Below are 16,545 nucleotides of genomic sequence, written 5' to 3'. Positions count from 1 at the left end.
TGCTTTCAATGCGCCGCCGTGAAGCGGCGCGGTTTCAGGAAATCAGTTGGAGAACGAGGAATTCGCCGCGCCAGGGTGGGCGGGCGCTGGCGCCACCGCGCCCATGGAAATGACGTAGGTCAGCGCCTGATCCACGCTCATGTCCAGCTCCACCACATCCGAACGGCGCAGTATCAGGAAGAAACCGCTGGTCGGATTTGGCGTAGTGGGCACATACACACTTACAAAATCATCACCCAGGTGGCGAGCCACCTCGCCATTGGGGGTGCCGGTCTGGAAAGCGATGGTCCAGCTGCCTGCGCGCGGGTACTGGATCAGCATGGCCTTGCGAAACGCATTGCCATTGCTGGAAAACAGCGTGTCCGACACCTTCTTGACGCCGGTGTACACGGTCTTGAAGATGGGGATGTTCTGCAACAGGCGGTCCCACTGCGTGAACCACCAGCGGCCCACCACATTGGACACCAGTGCGCCGGTGATCAGCAGCGCCAGGAACACCAGGATCACGCCCAGGCCATGGATGGCGCGCAACTGGTCCAGGATGGGCACGGCGCCGACCGGCAGAACCGCCTGCACAGCAACCAGCACGCCAGCGAAGATGCCATCCAGCAACCCCACCAGCCACAGAATCACCCAGACCGAAATGGCCAGCGGCAGCCAGACCAGCAAGCCGGTGAGCAGGTATTTCTTGATGGGCATGGCGGCGGGGCTCGGAAAAATGGGACCGAAGCTCAGTGGCAGGCGCAGCCGGAGCTGCAGCCGCCGGCAGAGGCCGCCGGCGCGCTGGGAGGTGGCGCGGATGCCGTTTCGGACGGTTTGGCGTCCGACTTGGATTCGGTCTTGGAGTCGCTCTTCGACTCGCTCTTGTCACCGCCGCCAGCAGCCGGGGCAGGCGCCGACGTGCCGCCGCCCTTGAAGTCGGTGGCGTACCAGCCGGAACCCTTCAACTGGAAGCCCGCCGCCGTGACCTGCTTCTGAAACGCAGACGCGCCACAGGACGGGCACACGGTCAGCACCGGGTCCGAGATCTTCTGCAGGACGTCCTTGGCGAATCCGCAGGCGTCGCACTTGTAGGCGTAAATGGGCATGGTTGTCCGTTGGCAGTCAGCTTTGCATATGGGTGCAAAGCCCTCAATTATAAGGGGCGGAGCCCACCAAGACGTTGGGTTTGGGGATCAGGCCGCCACTGCACGCTCAGGCCAGGCCGGCCAGCTTGTGGTGCCCGGCATGCGCGTTCTTGATCGCCTGCGGCCCCAGCGAGCCGCCCAGCATGCCCACCAGCCCGGCCAGCACGCCAGCCAGCTGGGCCGGGAACTGCTCGCCTGCTGGCGTGGCCAGGAACAGCAGCCAGGCCAGCACGCCCAGCACGATGGAGAAGATGGCGCCCTGGGTGGTGGCACGCTTCCAGTACAGGCCGAACACCAGTGGCACGAAAGCCCCCACCAGCGTGACCTGGTAGGCACCCGACACCATTTCGTAAATGGAGGTGCCCTGCATCTTGATGGCGTAGGCCAACACCGAGGCGCTGAAGCACAGCACGGTGATGCGCATGGTCTTCAGCTCCTGCTTGTCCGTCATCTGCGGTTTGAACTGGCGCCAGATGTTTTCCACGAAAGTGACGCTGGGCGCCAGCAAGGTGGCCGATGCGGTGGACTTGATGGCCGACAGCAGCGCACCAAAGAACAGCACCTGCATGATGAAGGGCATTTTCTCCAGCACCAGCGTGGGCAGCACCTTTTGCGGGTCTTCCTTCAGCAGCGTGGCGGTCTGCTCCGGCATGATGATCAGCGCGCTGGCCACCAGAAACATGGGCACGAAGGCGAACAGGATGTAGCAGATGCCGCCAATCACCGGGCCATGCGTGGCAGCCTTTTCGGTGTTGGCCGACATCACGCGCTGGAACACGTCCTGCTGCGGGATGGAGCCCAGCATCATGGTGATGGCGGCGGCGAAGAAGAACACCATGTCCTTGAAACTGGGTTCCGGCAGGAAGCGGAACATGTCCTTGCTGACGGCCAGCGCCACCACCTTGTCGGCGCCACCGGCCTGGTTGGCGGCAAACACCGCCAGGATGGCCAGGCCAGCCACCAGGATGATCATCTGGATGAAGTCCGTCACCGCCACCGACCACATGCCACCGAACAACGTGTAGGCCAGGATGGACACCACACCGATGACCATGCCCAGGGGCACGCTGATGGCGCCAGCCGACAGCACGTTGAACACCAGGCCCAGCGCCGTCACCTGCGCCGACACCCAGCCCAGGTAGCTCAGCATGATGATGATGGAGCACACCACCTCCACCGTGCGGCCGAAGCGCTCGCGGTAGTAGTCGCTGATGGTCAGCAGATTCATCTTGTAAAGCTTGGCGGCGAAGAACAGGCCGACCAGGATCAGGCAGGTGCCGGCGCCAAACGGGTCTTCGACAACGCCGTTCAGACCGCTGCCGACAAACTTGGCCGGGATGCCCAGCACGGTTTCCGAGCCGAACCAGGTGGCAAACGTGGTGGTGACGATCATCACCAGGGGCAGCTTGCGCCCGGCAATGGCGAAGTCCGCCGAGTTCTTCACCCGCTTGGCCGCGAAAAGGCCAATGCCGATGGTGATCAACAGGTACACAAAGACCAACGTCAACAGCACGATAGCGTCCTTTCAGGGGCCGGCAGAATGTTCAGGCAAAGGCCCGCATTATCCGGAAAAAAACCTCCAGCGCAGCAAGAACTGCACCAGCGCCAGGCCAATGACAAAACCCACCCCGCCGTAGACCAGCGTCTGCAGCAGCTTGTTGGTGCGCTTTTGCTCGTGCAGCAGTTCCTGCGTCAGGCGGTCGCCGCCATCGGCGCGCTGCTGCAGGAAATCATGCAGCAATCGCGGCAATTCCGGAAGCAACTTTGCATAGCGCGGCGCCTGGTCCTTCAGCTGGTCCATCAGCTTTTGCGGCCCCAGCTGCTCCACCATCCACTTCTCCAGGAAGGGCTTGGCGGTGGCCCACAGGTCCAGCTCCGGGTCGAGCTGGCGGCCCAGGCCTTCGATGTTCAGCAGCGTCTTCTGCAGCAGCACCAGCTGCGGCTGGATTTCCACCTGGAAGCGGCGCGAGGTCTGGAACAGGCGCATCAGCACCATGCCGAGCGAAATTTCCTTCAGCGGGCGGTCGAAATACGGCTCGCACACGGTGCGAATGGCGGCTTCCAACTCGTCCACCCGGGTTTCGCGCGGCACCCAGCCGGACTCGATGTGCAGTTCGGCCACCCGCTTGTAGTCGCGTCGGAAGAAAGCGGTGAAGTTCTGCGCCAGGTATTCCTTGTCGAACTCGGTCAGTGTGCCGACGATGCCAAAGTCCAGCGAGATGTAGCGCCCGAAGGTCTCCGGCGCCACGCTGACCTGGATGTTGCCCGGGTGCATGTCGGCGTGGAAGAAGCCGTCGCGGAACACCTGGGTGAAGAACAGCGTGACGCCGTCGCGCGCCAGCTTGGGGATGTCCACGCCCGCCTCGCGCAATTGCGCCACCTGGTTGATGGGCACGCCACTCATGCGCTCCATCACGATGACCTCGGGCATGCAGTAGTCCCAGAACATCTCCGGGATCAGCACCAGGTCCAGCCCGGCCATGTTGCGGCGCAGCTGGGCGGCGCTGGCGGCTTCGCGCACCAGGTCCAGCTCGTCGTGCAGGTACTTGTCGAATTCGCCCACCACCTCGCGCGGCTTCAGGCGCTTGCCGTCGGAAGACAGCCCCTCCACCCAGCCGGCCATCATGCGCATCAGGCTCAGGTCCTTCTCGATGGCCGGCAGCATGCCGGGGCGCAGCACCTTGACGGCCACGTCCTTGTGGCTGCCGTCACGCAGCTTCAGCACCGCGAAGTGCACCTGGGCAATCGACGCGCTGGCAATCGGCTCGCGCTCGAAAGAAACGAAAATTTGGTCCACCGGCTTGCGAAACGCCCGCTCGATGGTGGCCACCGCCACGTCAGAGCTGAAGGGCGGCACCCGGTCCTGCAGGCGCGCCAACTCATCGGCCATGTCGGCGGGCAGCAGGTCGCGCCGGGTCGACAGCACCTGGCCGAATTTCACGAAGATGGGCCCCAGGCGCTCCAGCGCCTGCCGCAAGCGCTGGCCGCGTGGTGCATCGAGTTTGCGGCCCAGCGTCAGCACGCGGGCGATGCGGCTCAGCCAGGGCTGCTGGAAGCTGTTGAGCACTAGCTCATCCAGCCCATAGCGCAGCGCGATCCAGACGATGAAGGCGCTGCGGTAGACGCGCCTCATGCAGCCGCCCCGCCGCTGCCGTCGCCACCAGCCTTCGGCGCCGCCGCGCCGGCGAAGCCGCGCAGCACCTCCATGGCACGGCGCGCAGCCTGGCCCAGAGTGTGTGCCGGCACATCGCCGATCAGGCGTGCCAGCTCGTCTTCCAGATCCCAGCGCACATGCTCCACCAGCCAGCTCACTTCGGCGGCCAGTTGCACGTCGCCCTCAATGCGCACGCCCGGCTTGTCGCCACGCATCGCAGCCTGGGCAATGGCCAGCGGGGATTCGTCGGTGATTTGCAGCGCCAGATCGGCCTGCGCCCCCGGCGCGGCCCGGTCCAGCAAACCGGCCGGCGTGGCCACCAGCTTCAACGAAAACTGGCGCCATTGCAGCAACAGCACCCGCCCCTGCTGGCGCGCCAGCCGGGCGGTGGCCTCGCGCTCCTGCTGCAGCACGTGGTTGAGCAGCAGCACGATGCGGGCCTGGATTTCGTCCACCGCCCAGTCGGGTGGGGTGAAGCGGGTGCTGAGATCGGTCAGGACCGCATCCAGCACAGAGAAGGGGGAAGGGGTCGGCATAGACCCCGATTATTCCTTACTGGAGCGCCTGCACCCCAGCCACCAGCCAGCCGTGGTCGCCGCTCTTGGGCTTGGTCATGTTCCAGACCTCGCGGAACGGGCTGGGGCCGGCGGAAACATCTTCGCGAATCATGCCGGAGAACTCCACGCTGGCCATGTAGTCGGCCCCCAGGTCCTCGATGCCCAACAGCCGGGCCTGGATCATCACCACCTCGGTGATGTTGACGGGGCGGCCGGTGTGCTGCTCACGCTCTTTGAGCTGCATCTGGATTTCCGCCAGCATGCCGTCGGTCATCATGGCCCGCAGCCTGCCCAGGTCAGCGCCGTCCCAGGCGGCCTGCAGGCTGACGAAATTGGCCTTGGCGGCGTGCAGGAAACCGTCGGAATCGAAGCCCGCCGGCACGCCCCAGCCGCGCATGCCGCTGGGCGCCGACCCGGGCTTGACCATGGGCAAGCCCGGATTGGTCATGGTTTCCCAGGACAGGCCCTTGCGTTCGAACGGTCTGGCCGAAGCGTCGTTGCCCACGTTCTCAGGCCGGTAGCTGTGCGCGGCGGCAGCCCGGGCGCCTGCCGGCAGGCCTTGAAAGGCCATGGCCGGCATGCCTGCCGAGGCAGCGGCGCGGCGGCGCGTGAACCAGGCCGCCAGGCCCAGCAACAGCGCCAGCAACAACGCCACCGTCATCACGTTGGCGAGGGCTTCGCCAAAGCCCATGGCCTGTGCCAACCAGGCCAGCCCCAGACCGGCAGCCAACGGGCCCAGCAATCCGCCCAGGCCGCGACGGGCCGGTGTGGCGCCACCCGGTTGCGCGCCGCCGGGTTGGCCGGGCTTGGCCGTGTCGGCACCGCCGCCGCCAGGCGCCACCGGGGCAGCATCCTTGCGCCCCACTTGCGCAGACTGCTGGCCCACGGACTTGCCGCCGCCCAGGCGCTGGGCCTGGGCTGCAGAGCCGGCCAGCAGCGCCAACCCCAACGCAGTAACCGTCAGGGTGCGCCACAGCATGCTCAGGCCCATGTCCACTCCATCAGCACTTGATGCCGGCGTGCAGCGCCACCACGCCGCCGGTCAGGTTGTGGCAGTCCACATGGGCGAAACCGCCCTGCTGCATCATGGCCTTGAGCTCTTGCTGACCCGGGTGCATGCGGATGGACTCGGCCAGGTAGCGGTAACTGTCAGCGTCATTGGTCACCAGCTTGCCCAGCGCCGGCAGCACCTTGAAGGAGTACCAGTCGTAGGCCTTTTCCAGCGGCTTGGCCACCTTGGAGAACTCCAGCACCAGCAGCTTGCCGCCGGGCTTGAGCACCCGGTTCATCTCGGCGATGGCACGGTCCTTGTGCGTCATGTTGCGCAGGCCAAAGGCCACGCTGACGAGGTCAAAATGACCGTCGGCAAACGGCAGCCGCTCAGCGTCGCAGACCACGCTGGGCAGGCTGACGCCGGCGTCCAGCAGACGGTTGCGGCCGGTGCTCAGCATGGCCTGGTTGATGTCGGTGTGCACCACCTGGCCGCTGTCGCCGACCCGCTTGGCAAAGGCCATCGCCAGGTCACCGGTGCCGCCGGCAATGTCCAGCACGCGCTGGCCGGGCTGCACATTGGCCACCATCACGGTGTAGGCCTTCCAGGCGCGGTGCAGACCCATGGACATCAGGTCGTTCATGACGTCGTACTTGGACGCCACCGAGTCGAACACGCCGCGCACGCGGCGCGCCTTGTCGGACTCGGACACGGTCTCAAAACCGAAATGGGTGGAACTCATGGATGGAATGCTAGAACGAAACCCACGGCTGCGCACAACAGCCTTCAAGAGCCGGGGGCATCTGTAGGAATTTTGCTGAAAACCGCTGGTTGGCCCGGATGGACCAGCCCTGCAAGGCCGGCCATGATACGAGATGGCAGACCAGGGCCGTGCGGCCCCGGACTTTCAGTGGCTGCCGCAGGCGTGCCCGCCAGCGGCGGGCATGGGAGCATCGCGGTCCCGGCCTGCCGCCTGCAAGCGCTGGGCATATTGCTCCCACAACTGCTGCTCGTGCGCACCCAGGTGGTACAGGTAGTCCCACGAGAAGATGCCGGTGTCGTGGCCGTCGCTGAAGCTGGGCTGCACCGCGTAATTGCCCACCGGCGCCAGCCCCACCAGTTGCACCTCGCGCTTGCCGCTCTGCAGCACTTCCTGACCGGGACCGTGGCCCTGCACCTCGGCCGAGGGCGAGTACACGCGCATCAGCTCAAACGGGATGCGGAACGACGCTCCGTCGGAAAAATGCACCTCCAGCGCACGGGATTGACCATGCACCGTGATGTCGGTGGGCACTGGGGCGCCTGCCTGCAAACCTGCCATGGAGAGGAACTCAGTTCAAAAACGGGTTGAAAAATTGACGTGCAGCTTGTGGTCGCCCGACTGCGGTATCGACGAGCCGGGGCTGAACGGTAGTTGGCTGCCCACCACCACGCGGGCAAAGTCGGCCGTCACCGCGAAGCTGGCGGCAGAATACCGCAGACCAAAGCCCACGCTGGCCAGATGGTCCGAAGGTGGCTTGGGGTTGGTGTTGGGGTTGTTGTTGCGCAGCCAGCCGCCATCGACAAAGCCCGAGAAACGCAGGCCAGGCGCCAGCTCGCGCGTGGTCAGTTCGGCGCTGGTGAACAGGCCGCTGTCGCCCGCGATCAGCCGCTCGTCCAGGCCGCGCACGCTGGTGGCGCCGCCCAGGCCGAACTGCTCGCCGGAGATCAGCGCGTCCGGGCTGTATTGCAGCGCGCCGCGTATGCTCCAGAACCAACCGCCGCCAAAACCGGCGCTGTAATTGGCGTTGGCGTGGATGGCTTTCCAGCGCGCGCTCAGCACGCGCGGGTCTTCCGAGCGGTAGGACGCCAGGTCATTGCCCTCGCCGCCGGTCAGGTTGTAGGCCAGGTCCAGGCCATAGCTCCAGGCCGCCGTATCGGTCTCGTTGCGGGCCGCATAGCCCAGCGTGACGGGCCGGGTGCGCCGCTGCAACTGACCCGGCAGCGGGATGCCGTTGACCTCGGCGATGTCGAAACGCTTGTCGTCCAGCGCCAGCGTCAGGTAGCTGCGCCGCCCGCCATCGGGCACCAGGTAGTGGGTGTAGTTCAATCCGGCGGTCTGGCCGGCGCCGTTGCTGGAGAAGGCACCGAAATTGCCCACCACGTCCGACCGGGTGTAGCTGGCGCCGATCACGCCGCCCCAGGTGTAGACCGGGATGCGGTAGCTCAGGCCCAGCTGCTTGACGTCGCTGCGGCTTTGCAGCGAGGTGGTGTAGGCGGCGGTGAACTGGTGGTCCCGGTCGAACAGGTTGGCGTGGCCACCGGAGATGGTGAAGCGGTCCTTGCCGGTGGCGTCGGTGCCGGTGTTGACCAGGTTCAGCGCCACGTACCAGGGCTTGGTCTCCTTCACGTCGACCTTGGCGTTGATCTGGTCGGCCTCCTCGGCCTCCTTGATGGCCACCTGGATCTGCTTGCCGGGGTTCTCATTGGCAATGGCGGTCTGCACCGCCAGCGTCTTGAAGTTGGGCGCGCCGCCCTCTTTCAGCTCGGGCAGGCTGTGGCGTATGTTGGCCTCGCTGTACTGCCTGGCGCCTTCCACCGTGACCTTGCCGATGACGAACTTGACAATGCTGAGCTTGAGCTTGTCGCCGATTTCCTGCGGCGGCAGCACCACCCGGTGCAGGCCGTAGCCATGCTCGCGCAAGGCCTGCTCCAGCGCGGCGGTGGCCTTTTGCAAAGTGTCTATGGTGGCGTCGGCGCGCAAAAAGGGCGCCAGCGCGGCGGTGGTGTCGGCCTGTGACAGCGGGTTGTCGCCCAACACGTCGAAGCCCTTGATGGCAAAGGCGGGGGCCGGCTTGGGTGCCACCACCGGAGCGGGTGTCGGGGCCGGCGAGGACGTGGCCGTGGCCGGCGCGGCGGCTTGCTGAGCCCAGGCGGTGGAAGCGCCGGCACTGGCGGCCAGCGCCAACAGGCACAGGGCAAACGGCGCCGGTGCGGAGGCCCGGCGAATGTCTTGCGCGAGAAAGAGCATGGCTGGCTGTCTTCCTTGTTGTTGTTCTACTTGCACTGGTTGGTGGTGCGTGCGCCAATGTCATTCACCACCGTGTGCACCAGCGGGTTCTTGCTGTTGGGCATGGGAATGCGGTCGAACTCCAGGAACAACGGCGTCAACGCCGGGCGTATGGTGCGGCCGGCATCGTCGGCAAAGCCGGTTTCGCCCCGGCCCAGTTGCAGCACCTCACGCGCCGTGGTGACCTCAATGTGACCGTCGCGCACGAACAGGTACAGGCCTTCCTTGTCGTCCGTGCTGCCGGTGGCGCCGAAGAGTTGCTTGACGTCGGCATTGACGCCGTCAGGCCGCGGCAACTGCTGCAACGTGGGGCCGTTCAAGGGGCGGAAATTGCCGTTGCGCGGCACGTACAGGCCCTGGCCGGCTTGCAGCAGCTGGAAGGCGCTCTGGCCCAGCGGCGTCACCTCGATAGCCCCCTGCCAGGTGTACAGGCTGCAGGCGGCATCAGTGCCTTCGCCACAGTCCACGTCCAGCCCGGTGCCGCGAATACCAATGGTGGAGGTGGGCGTGGTGAAGCTGACGTTCTTGGTGTTGGACTTGCCGATCAGGCCGGTGAGCGCTCGCAGCGAGCCGCGCAGCAACGAGACCAGGAAACGGCCTTCGCCGGGGTTTTTGTCGTCGAAGACGAAGTTGTCGACCCGAAAACGCGTGTTGCCGCCCAGCGTGGTGCGGCTGTCGTCGCGGAAGATCAGCACCGCTTTGGCGCTGGCGCTGGTTTCCACCGTTTCGCCGGGGTACACGCTGGCGCCATCCACCACGCGGCGGCGGACGTTGCTGACGTCCAACGCGTTGACTTCGCCCTGCACACCCACCAGCTTGGCGCTGGCCAGCACGGCATTGGCGTGCGGGCGCTCGCGCACCTGCTCGGACTCGCCCTTGCACTCGGTGCCATTGCACAGGCGGGCGTCGAAATCGGTGCCGCGTATGCCTATGGTGGCGGTGGCGGTCTGCAGGCGGGCCGCGTTGGGCGCGTTCTTGGAGATCAGGCCGGTGATGGCACGCAGGCCGCCGCGCAGCAACTGCATCACCATGCTGTTGTCCTGCGCGCCTTCCTTGAATTGGTAACGCTGCAGCACGATGTCGGAGTTGGGCCGCAAGGTCATGCGGGTGCCGTCTTGCAGCTTGATGATGGCCGAGGAACCGTCGGAGGTGGTCAGGCGGTCACCTTCGTTCAGCGCCAGGCCTTTGCCCAGCGTGCGTGGCAGCTTGCCATCCGCCTGGGCAAACCCCACACCACGGGAAAACTCCACCTCCCCCACAACAGGCACCGCAGTGGCCTGCGCACGCGCTGCCAGCGGCGCGGCCAGCCCGACGCAAGCCATGCAGGCGACCAACAGCCACTGCCCGGCTGTCAACGTGAACGGCCGGGCGGCGGCGGTGAGGGCGACGGCCATGGCCCCAGCAGCGCCATCGCGCGAGCGGTTGCCCCCCCCTGTAAATCCATTCCCCGACATGCTTCACCTCTCGGTATGAAAAAGGTGCCTGCGCACCATCCGCCGGGCATGCGATGCGCCCAGCGTTGCAATTTAACCATAGGCGCGCAACAGCACAGGCGATTTCTGTGCTTTTGACGTATGCGAACGGCAAAAGCGTGATTTTTTGCCGCCAACGGTGGCGGGCACGCCGCAGGCCAGAGGCCTGGTCAGCGGGATCACCATGGCCAGTGGCTCAGCGCCGGGCCAGCGCCGCCACCACGTCAGCCTCCACGGGGGCCAACCCGGCCGACACGGCGGCCAACCGGTCTTGCGGCGCATCGACACGCTTGGCGGCCCAGACCGGCGACGGGTAGTGGCTGTCCCAGTCGAAGCGGGCAATCACGTGCCAGTGCAGGTGCGGCACCACGTTGCCCAGCGCCGCCAGGTTGATCTTGTTCGGTTGCAGGTGGCGGCGCAGGGCCTGCTCCACCGCCACCACGGCGTCCATGCAGGTCTGGCGCTCGGATCGGGACAACTCGGACAGCTCCGCCACATGGTCCTGCCAGACCACGCGGTAGAAGGCTGGAAAACCGGCCTCGGCCGCCCGTATCACGCGCAACAGCGGGGTCTGGACGACGAGGTGGCCGCCCGCCTCGTCGCACAGGGGGCAGCCGGCGCGCTGACCCATCAGACCAGCACCCGCTCAATGCCGCCGTTGTTGGCGGCAGCCACGTACTGGGGCAACCAGTTGTCACCCAGGATCTGCTTGGCCATCTCGACCACGATGTAGTCGGCCTCCAGCAGGCCGTTGTTCAGGTCGTTGCCATAGCGGCTCAGGCCCTGCAGGCAGCTGGGACAGCTGGTCAGGATCTTCATGCCCCCCTGGGCTTCGCCGGTGATGGCGCGCAAATCCTGCTCGCCCTTGCGCAGCTCTTCTTCCTTGCGAAAGCGCACCTGGGTCGAGATGTCGGGCCGGGTCACGCCCAGCGTGCCTGACTCGCCGCAGCAGCGCTCGTTCTTCAGCACCTGGCTGCCCACCAGCGCCTTGACGGTCTTCATCGGGTCCTGCAGCTTCATGGGGCTGTGGCAGGGGTCGTGGTACAGGTAGGCGCCGGCCTGCTCCGCACTCAGCGTGATTTTCTTTTCCAGCAGGTACTCGTGGATGTCGATGATGCGGCTGCCGGGGAAGATCTTGTCAAACTCGTAACCCTGCAGCTGGTCATAACAGGTGCCGCAGCTGACCACCACGGTCTTGATGTCCAGGTAGTTCAGCGTGTTGGCGACGCGGTGGAACAGCACCCGGTTGTCGGTGATGATCTTTTCTGCTTTGTCGAATTGACCGGAACCGCGCTGCGGATAGCCGCAACACAGGTAGCCGGGCGGCAGCACGGTCTGCACGCCTGCATGCCACAGCATGGCCTGCGTCGCCAGGCCGACCTGGCTGAACAGGCGCTCGGAGCCGCAGCCGGGGAAATAGAACACCGCCTCCGTCTCGCTGCTGGTGGCCTGCGGGTTGCGGATGATGGGCACGTAATCCGCATCCTCAATGTCCAGCAGCGCGCGTGCCGTCTTCTTGGGCAGGCCGCCGGGCATTTTCTTGTTGATGAAGTGGATCACCTGCTCTTTCACCGGCGCTGGGCCTACCGTGGCCGGCGGCTTGGCGGTCTGGTGCTTGGCCACAGCGCGCAGCACGTCATTGGCCAGGCGCTGGGCCTTGAAACCCACGCCCACCATGGCAGTGCGCATCAGCTTGATGGTCTGCGGGCTGGTGGCGTTGAGGAAGAACATCGCCGCCGCGTTACCGGGGCGGAACGACTTCTGGCCCATCTTGCGCAACAGGTTGCGCATGTTCATGGACACATCGCCAAAGTCGATGTCCACCGGGCAGGGCGTCAGGCACTTGTGGCACACGGTGCAGTGGTCGGCCACGTCCTCGAACTCCTGCCAGTGCTTGATGCTGACGCCCCGACGCGTCTGTTCCTCGTACAGGAAGGCCTCCACCAACAGCGAGGTGGCCAGGATCTTGTTGCGCGGGCTGTACAGCAGATTGGCGCGCGGCACATGGGTGGCACAGACCGGCTTGCACTTGCCGCAGCGCAGGCAGTCCTTGACGCTGTCGGCAATGGCACCGATGTCGGACTGCTGCATGATCAGCGACTCGTGCCCCATCAGCCCGAAGCTGGGCGTGTAGGCATTCGTGAGGTCGGCATACAGCGTGTGTGATTTGCCCAGCGGGCCTGCCGGCTCGGAGGCCGCAGCCAACGGCGAGCGCAGCAGCTTGCCCTTGTTGAACCGGCCTTCCGGGTCGATGCGCGCCTTGTAGTCGCTGAACGGCTGCAGTTCGGCATCGGTCAGGAATTCCAGCTTGGTGATGCCTATGCCATGCTCGCCGGAGATCACGCCATCCAGCGAGCGCGCCAGCGCCATGATGCGCTTGACCGCCTCGTGCGCGGTTTGCAGCATCTCGTAGTCGTCGCTGTTGACCGGCAGGTTGGTGTGCACATTGCCGTCGCCTGCATGCATGTGCAGCGCGGCCCACACCCGGCCCTTGAGCACGCGCTGGTGGATAGACACGCATTCGGCCATGATGGGCGCGAAGGCCTCGCCGACGAAGATGGTCTGCAGCGGCATGCGCAGCTGGGTCTTCCAGCTGGCGCGCAGGCTGTGGTCCTGCAACTGCGGGAACAGCTCGCCAATGCCGGCCAGCCAGCCAGCCCACAGTTCGCGCACCTGCTGCAACAGCGCCAGCGCCTGGGCCACGCGGTCGCCCAGCAACTCTGCCGGCGGGATGTCGTTGGTGTCGTCATGCCGGCCCAGCGGCAGGTTGCCACGGGTCAGGAAGGCCTGCAGCTCGTCGCACAGCTTCAGCTTGTTGGCCAGGCTGAGTTCGATGTTGATGCGCTCTATGCCCTCGGTGTACTCGGCCATGCGCGGCAGCGGGATCACCACGTCCTCGTTGATCTTGAAGGCGTTGGTGTGGCGCGAAATGGCCGCCGTGCGCTTGCGGTCCAGCCAGAACTTCTTGCGCGCCTCCGGGCTGATGGCGATGAAGCCTTCTCCGCTGCGCGAGTTGGCGATGCGCACCACCTCCGACGTGGCGCGCGCCACCGCATCGGCGTCGTCGCCGGCAATGTCACCAAACAGCACCATCTTGGGCAGCGCGGAGCCGCCCGCCAACGCGCGCTTGGACTTGGTGGCATAACCCACCGCCTTCAGGTAGCGGTCGTCCAGGTGCTCCAGGCCGGCCAGCAACACCCCGGAGCGCGCGGCTTCGGCGAACATGAAGTCCTTGATTTCGACGATGCTGGGCACGGCGTCGCGCGCGTTGCCGAAAAACTCCAGGCACACGGTGCGGGTGTGCGCCGGCATGCGGTGCACCACCCAGCGCGCACTGGTGATCAGGCCGTCGCAGCCCTCTTTTTGTATGCCCGGCAGGCCGCTCAGGAACTTGTCGGTGACGTCCTTGCCCAGGCCTTCCTTGCGGAAGGTCTTGCCGGGAATGTCCAGCCGCTCGGTGCGCAGCAGCGTCTTGCCGTCGGCCTTGAAGTACTTCAGCTCGAAACTGGCCAGCTCGGCGTCGTGGATCTTGCCCAGGTTGTGGTTCAGCCGGGTCACTTCCAGCCACTCGGCCTGCGGCGTCACCATGCGCCATGACGCCAGGTTGTCCAGCGCGGTGCCCCACAGCACGGCCTTCTTGCCGCCAGCATTCATGGCGATGTTGCCACCTATGCACGAGGCCTCGGCGGAGGTCGGGTCCACCGCAAACACGAAGCCGGCGCGCTCGGCGGCATCGGCCACGCGCTGCGTGACCACGCCCGCCTCGGTCCACACCGTGGCCACCGGCTGCGCCACACCGGGCAGCGCGCGCAACTCCACCTCGGTCATGGCTTCCAGCTTTTCGGTGTTGATGACCACGCTGCGCCAGGTCAGCGGTATGGCACCCCCGGTGTAGCCGGTGCCGCCGCCACGCGGGATGATGGTCAGCTCCAGCTCCATGCAGGCTTTCACCAGGCCGGCCATCTCGACCTCGGTGTCGGGCGTCAGCACCACGAAGGGGTATTCCACCCGCCAGTCGGTGGCGTCGGTGACGTGAGAGACCCGGCTCAGGCCATCGAACTTGATGTTGTCCCTGGCCGTGTGCTTGCCCAGCACGCGCAGGGTCTTGCGGCGCAACTCGGCGGCTTTCTGGAAGGTGGCGTCAAAGGCCTGCACGGCGCGGGTGGCGGCCTCGTACAGCTCGCCCACCAGGGCGTCGCGCGCCGGATCCACCTCAGGCGTGCGGCGTTTGTGGATTTCGGCCAGGCGGTGGTGCAAGGCTTCGACCAGCAGGCGGCGCCGCTTGGGGTTGTCCAGCAGGTCGTCTTGCAAATAGGGGTTGCGCTGCACCACCCAGATATCGCCCAACACCTCGTACAGCATGCGCGCCGAACGACCCGTGCGACGCTCTTCGCGCAGCTTGTTCAGGGTGTCCCAGGCACGGGAACCCAGCAGACGGATGACGATTTCGCGGTCGGAGAAGGACGTGTAGTTGTACGGGATCTCGCGTATGCGTTCAGGCGCGTGCAACAAGCGGCCGTCGGCCGCCACCAGATGGTTGAGCGTGGTCGGAGCGTTCATCGTTGTGGTTCCAGCCGCTACTACGGAACTGCCCGGCTGGAGAGCCATGTTACCGCAGTGCAACAATACAACGCCCCTCTTTCAGGGATGCCCCTATGGAAAGCCCCCATGGTCGGTGGCTTGTCATCGGTGTTAAATGCCGCTGACATATTCGGGGCCTAGGCTCGCACTTTCTTTTTCAGACTCAGAACACTTTGGGGGATACCTATGAAACTCCGTCTTGGCATTGCCGCGCTGTTGTCGGCATTCGCGCTGTCAGCACAAGCCCAGCCCGCGCCGGTTGAAATCCAGTGGTGGCACGCCATGTCCGGCCCGCTGGGCGACTGGGTCAACGACCTGGCGAAGGAATTCAACGCCAGCCAGAAGGACTACAAGGTGCTGCCCACCTACAAGGGCACCTATGACGAATCCATGACCGCGGCTGTGGCGGCCTTCCGCGCCGGCAATGCACCGCACATCCTGCAGGTCTATGAAGTGGGCACCGCCACCATGATGGCGGCCAAGGGCGCCATCAAGCCGGTGGGCGAGGTGATGACCCAGGGCGGCGCCAAGTTCGACCCCAAGGCCTACATCCCCGCAGTGGCCGGCTACTACACCGCGCCCAACGGCCAGATGCTGAGCTTCCCGTTCAACAGCTCTACCACCATCTTCTATTACAACAAGGACGCCTTCAAGGCCGCCGGCCTTGACCCGAACAAGGCCCCCTCCACCTGGCCCGAAGTGGCGCTGGCTGCCGCCAAGCTGAAAGCCAGCGGCCACCGCTGCCCCTTCACCAGCAGCTGGATCAGCTGGACGCAGCTGGAGAGCTTCTCCACCTGGCACAACACCTTGTTCGCGACGCAAAACAACGGCTTTGGCGGACCGTCGGCACGCCTGGCCTTCAACTCGCCGCTGCACCTGCGCCACTTTGACAACCTGGCCAACATGGCCAAGCAGGGCCTGTTTGTCTACAAGGGCCGCGCCAACGCTGCCGACGTGACCTTCCCCTCGGGTGAGTGCGCCATGATCACCGGCTCTTCGGGCCTGTACGCACGCGTCAGCAAGGAGGCCAAGTTCGCCTATGGCATCGCCCCCCTGCCCTACTACCCGGACGTGGCCGGCGCGCCGCAGAACACGGTCATTGGTGGCGCCAGCCTGTGGGTGATGAACGGTAAGAAGGCGGAAGAGTACAAGGGTGTGGCCGCGTTCTTCAACTACCTGTCCAAGGCCGACGTGCAATCGGCCAGCCACAAGCGCACCGGCTACCTGCCCATCACCACTGCGGCGTATGAAATGACGGAGAAGTCCGGCTTCTACAAGCAGTTCCCCGGCACCGATGTGGCGGTGACGCAGATGATCCGCAAGACCACCGACAAGTCGCGCGGCGTGCGCCTGGGCAATTTCAACCAGATTCGCACCATCATCGACGAGGAAACCGAGCAGATCTGGAGCGGCAAGAAGCAACCCAAGGAAGCCCTGGAAACCGCGATACAGCGCGGTAATGAGCAGTTGGAGCGCTTCCAGAAAGCCAACAAGTAAGTCACCGGGGGCACGCACCCCTGGCAAGTGAAGCCCCGTCCATCTCGTTTGGCGGGGCTTCGCGGTTTATAGTCTCAGCCCATGGCACGTATGCACAACATTTCCAGCCCCTTTGCC

General features: G+C 65.4%; 13 protein-coding genes. 1 reads left to right on the top strand and 12 read right to left on the bottom strand.

Annotation, left to right across the window (positions count from 1 at the left end):
- Positions 1-42: 42 nt before the first annotated feature.
- From AC1DX2_RS16365 to AC1DX2_RS16310, 12 genes are all read right to left on the bottom strand, one after another.
- Complete coding sequence (locus AC1DX2_RS16365; protein WP_477197416.1) at positions 43-699, bottom strand: DUF502 domain-containing protein; 657 nt, start codon at positions 697-699, stop codon at positions 43-45.
- A 32-nt stretch (positions 700-731) separates the two neighbouring features.
- Complete coding sequence (locus AC1DX2_RS16360) at positions 732-1,088, bottom strand: FmdB family zinc ribbon protein (RefSeq protein ID WP_477197415.1); 357 nt, start codon at positions 1,086-1,088, stop codon at positions 732-734.
- 106 nt (positions 1,089-1,194) lie between these two features.
- Positions 1,195-2,640 (bottom strand): high affinity choline transporter 1, encoded by a 1,446-nt coding sequence (locus AC1DX2_RS16355; RefSeq protein ID WP_477197414.1) that lies wholly within the window; start codon positions 2,638-2,640, stop codon positions 1,195-1,197.
- Between the two features lie 48 nt (positions 2,641-2,688).
- On the bottom strand, positions 2,689-4,260 hold the full coding sequence (ubiB, locus tag AC1DX2_RS16350) for a ubiquinone biosynthesis regulatory protein kinase UbiB (protein WP_477197413.1): 1,572 nt from the start codon (positions 4,258-4,260) through the stop codon (positions 2,689-2,691).
- The gene (locus AC1DX2_RS16345; RefSeq protein WP_477197412.1) at positions 4,257-4,817 is read right to left on the bottom strand and encodes a hypothetical protein; all 561 of its coding nucleotides are present in this window, start codon (positions 4,815-4,817) and stop codon (positions 4,257-4,259) included. The genes ubiB and AC1DX2_RS16345 overlap by 4 nt, the downstream gene beginning before the upstream one ends.
- A 16-nt stretch (positions 4,818-4,833) precedes the next feature.
- The gene (locus AC1DX2_RS16340) at positions 4,834-5,829 is read right to left on the bottom strand and encodes a Tim44 domain-containing protein (RefSeq protein WP_477197411.1); all 996 of its coding nucleotides are present in this window, start codon (positions 5,827-5,829) and stop codon (positions 4,834-4,836) included.
- 10 nt (positions 5,830-5,839) lie between these two features.
- The gene (gene ubiE / locus AC1DX2_RS16335; protein ID WP_477197410.1) at positions 5,840-6,571 is read right to left on the bottom strand and encodes a bifunctional demethylmenaquinone methyltransferase/2-methoxy-6-polyprenyl-1,4-benzoquinol methylase UbiE; all 732 of its coding nucleotides are present in this window, start codon (positions 6,569-6,571) and stop codon (positions 5,840-5,842) included.
- A gap of 165 nt (positions 6,572-6,736) precedes the next feature.
- Positions 6,737-7,150: a gamma-butyrobetaine hydroxylase family protein gene (locus AC1DX2_RS16330; RefSeq protein ID WP_477197409.1), complete on the bottom strand. Its 414-nt coding sequence runs from the start codon at positions 7,148-7,150 to the stop codon at positions 6,737-6,739.
- A 15-nt stretch (positions 7,151-7,165) separates the two neighbouring features.
- Positions 7,166-8,839: a ShlB/FhaC/HecB family hemolysin secretion/activation protein gene (locus tag AC1DX2_RS16325; protein ID WP_477197408.1), complete on the bottom strand. Its 1,674-nt coding sequence runs from the start codon at positions 8,837-8,839 to the stop codon at positions 7,166-7,168.
- A gap of 26 nt (positions 8,840-8,865) precedes the next feature.
- Positions 8,866-10,272 (bottom strand): FecR family protein, encoded by a 1,407-nt coding sequence (locus tag AC1DX2_RS16320; RefSeq protein WP_477197407.1) that lies wholly within the window; start codon positions 10,270-10,272, stop codon positions 8,866-8,868.
- A 274-nt stretch (positions 10,273-10,546) separates the two neighbouring features.
- Positions 10,547-10,981, bottom strand: a complete 435-nt coding sequence (locus tag AC1DX2_RS16315; protein WP_477197406.1) for an HIT family protein — start codon at positions 10,979-10,981, stop codon at positions 10,547-10,549.
- Complete coding sequence (locus tag AC1DX2_RS16310; RefSeq protein WP_477197405.1) at positions 10,981-14,910, bottom strand: DUF3683 domain-containing protein; 3,930 nt, start codon at positions 14,908-14,910, stop codon at positions 10,981-10,983. Before AC1DX2_RS16310 ends, AC1DX2_RS16315 begins: the two co-directional genes overlap by 1 nt.
- A 207-nt stretch (positions 14,911-15,117) precedes the next feature.
- Here AC1DX2_RS16310 and ugpB point away from each other — a divergent pair, with 207 nt between their 5' ends.
- Complete coding sequence (gene ugpB / locus AC1DX2_RS16305; protein WP_477197404.1) at positions 15,118-16,428, top strand: sn-glycerol-3-phosphate ABC transporter substrate-binding protein UgpB; 1,311 nt, start codon at positions 15,118-15,120, stop codon at positions 16,426-16,428.
- Positions 16,429-16,545 lie beyond the last annotated feature (117 nt).

The organism is Hylemonella sp. P2_B10 (assembly GCF_056404875.1).
This window is presented reverse-complemented; position numbering and strand designations above follow the sequence as displayed.

Excerpts from the sequence above, each read along its gene's own strand:
- AC1DX2_RS16365 (WP_477197416.1), bottom strand. The coding sequence starts at position 699 with ATGCCCATCAAGAAATACCTGCTCACCGGCTTGCTGGTCTGGCTGCCG.
- AC1DX2_RS16360 (WP_477197415.1), bottom strand. The coding sequence starts at position 1,088 with ATGCCCATTTACGCCTACAAGTGCGACGCCTGCGGATTCGCCAAGGAC.
- ubiB (WP_477197413.1), bottom strand. The coding sequence starts at position 4,260 with ATGAGGCGCGTCTACCGCAGCGCCTTCATCGTCTGGATCGCGCTGCGC.
- AC1DX2_RS16345 (WP_477197412.1), bottom strand. The coding sequence starts at position 4,817 with ATGCCGACCCCTTCCCCCTTCTCTGTGCTGGATGCGGTCCTGACCGAT.
- AC1DX2_RS16340 (WP_477197411.1), bottom strand. The coding sequence starts at position 5,829 with ATGGGCCTGAGCATGCTGTGGCGCACCCTGACGGTTACTGCGTTGGGG.
- ubiE (WP_477197410.1), bottom strand. The coding sequence starts at position 6,571 with ATGAGTTCCACCCATTTCGGTTTTGAGACCGTGTCCGAGTCCGACAAG.
- AC1DX2_RS16330 (WP_477197409.1), bottom strand. The coding sequence starts at position 7,150 with ATGGCAGGTTTGCAGGCAGGCGCCCCAGTGCCCACCGACATCACGGTG.
- AC1DX2_RS16325 (WP_477197408.1), bottom strand. The coding sequence starts at position 8,839 with ATGCTCTTTCTCGCGCAAGACATTCGCCGGGCCTCCGCACCGGCGCCG.
- AC1DX2_RS16320 (WP_477197407.1), bottom strand. The coding sequence starts at position 10,272 with ATGGCCGTCGCCCTCACCGCCGCCGCCCGGCCGTTCACGTTGACAGCC.
- AC1DX2_RS16315 (WP_477197406.1), bottom strand. The coding sequence starts at position 10,981 with ATGGGTCAGCGCGCCGGCTGCCCCCTGTGCGACGAGGCGGGCGGCCAC.
- AC1DX2_RS16310 (WP_477197405.1), bottom strand. The coding sequence starts at position 14,910 with ATGAACGCTCCGACCACGCTCAACCATCTGGTGGCGGCCGACGGCCGC.
- ugpB (WP_477197404.1), top strand. The coding sequence starts at position 15,118 with ATGAAACTCCGTCTTGGCATTGCCGCGCTGTTGTCGGCATTCGCGCTG.